The organism is Mesorhizobium sp. M7A.F.Ca.CA.003.01.2.1, assembly GCF_003998945.1.
GTDB lineage: Bacteria > Pseudomonadota > Alphaproteobacteria > Rhizobiales > Rhizobiaceae > Mesorhizobium > Mesorhizobium ciceri.
On record NZ_RZRA01001091.1, the window covers coordinates 1 to 1,686 of the forward strand.

The 1,686-nt window shown below is 64.3% G+C and carries 1 protein-coding gene and 1 pseudogene; both read right to left on the bottom strand.

Going from position 1 to position 1,686, the window contains the following annotated elements:
• A partial coding sequence (mnmG, locus tag EN969_RS30020) for a tRNA uridine-5-carboxymethylaminomethyl(34) synthesis enzyme MnmG (protein ID WP_127419675.1) occupies window positions 1-1,181 on the bottom strand: 1,181 nt, incomplete at its 3' end.
• Window positions 1,182-1,480: 299 nt separating this feature from the next.
• Window positions 1,481-1,686: pseudogene (locus tag EN969_RS30025) on the bottom strand (tRNA uridine-5-carboxymethylaminomethyl(34) synthesis GTPase MnmE); the annotation flags it as partial.

The window sequence follows — 1,686 nt, forward strand, 5'->3', positions numbered from 1 at the left end:
CCCGCCGCCCGCCGCGCCGCATTGAGGCCGGCAAGCAAGCCTTGCCCGGCCGCTTCTTCATAGCCGGTCGTGCCGTTGATTTGCCCGGCGAGGAACAGGCCACTGACGCGCTTCGTCTCCAGCGTCTGATGCAGCTCGCGCGGATCGACATGATCATATTCGATGGCATAGCCGGGCTGCAGCATGACGGCTCGCTCCAGCCCCGGAATGGTTTTCAAGATGTCGAGCTGCACATCCTCGGGCAGCGAGGTCGAAATGCCATTGGGATAGACGGTGTCGTCGTCCAGGCCTTCCGGCTCCAGAAAAATCTGGTGCCCGTCCCTGTCCCCGAACTTGACGATCTTGTCCTCGATCGACGGGCAATAGCGCGGCCCAACGCCTTCGATCGATCCGGAATACATGGCCGAGCGACCGAGATTGGCGCGTATCAACTCATGCGTCGCGGTCGTCGTCCGCGTAATGCCGCAATCGATCTGCGGCGTGGTGATACGGTCGGTCATCAGCGAGAACGGCACCGGATCCGCATCCGCCGCCTGGCTTTCCAGCGACGCCCAGTCGATGGTCCGGCCATCGAGCCGCGGCGGCGTCCCGGTCTTCAGCCGTCCAAGCTTGAAGCCGGCGCGGTCCATCGTTGCCGACAGGCCGAGGCTCGCCTGCTCGTTCATGCGGCCGGCGACGATCTTCTTCTCGCCGATATGGATAAGCCCGCGCAGAAAAGTTCCGGTCGTCAGGACGACCGCGCCACAGACCAGGCGCCGGCCGTCGGCTAGGAGAACCGCCGTGATCTGCCCGTCGGCGATCTCGAAGTCCAGAACCTCGCCTTCGACCACGTCGAGATCGTTCTGCTGCCGAATCGCTTCCTGCATGGCAAGGCGATAGAGCTTTCTGTCGGCCTGCGTACGCGGGCCGCGCACCGCAGGGCCTTTGCGGCGGTTGAGCAGGCGGAACTGTATGCCGGCCGCATCCGCCACGCGGCCCATGAGGCCGTCCATGGCATCGATCTCGCGCACCAGGTGGCCCTTGCCGAGCCCGCCGATCGCGGGGTTGCACGACATGACGCCGATCGTGTCGAAACGCAGCGTCACCAGCGCCGTCCTGGCGCCGGCGCGCGCGGCAGCGCTGGCCGCCTCGCAACCCGCGTGGCCGCCGCCCACCACAACCACATCATAGCGATTGGTCATTTCCAAACGTCCTGGACTCAGAAGAATGAGGGACACATGTCCCTGCGGAGCGACGCTGTCAAGAAAACTCCGCGACAAGTTTCACGTGAAACAGCCGCGCCGCTAGTCAGCCCAGTGTTTCACGTGAGTCATCGGGCCGCCTGACACGTTTCACGTGAGTCATGCAGGCGGCGCAGCGCGGTGGTGGCCCAGATGAAGCCTACCCGCCTTCGGGGTTCGTCGAAAATCACGAAGCCATGCAGCAAAGCAACATACGATCTAAAGGGAGCTCACGCCGCAGCGACCCTGTTTCACGTGAGTCATTTCCCGATGCAGAACTGCGAGAAGATCACGTCCAGCATGTCCTCGACGTCGATGGCGCCGACGATTCGGCCGAGGCGATCGGCGGCGAGCCGCAACTCCTCCGCGCGCAACTCCTGCTCGTTCATCCGGCCGTCAGTGGCGCGATGCAGATGGCGGTTGGTCTCGCCAAGCACTTCGACGTGGCGAAGGCGCGACGGCAGGA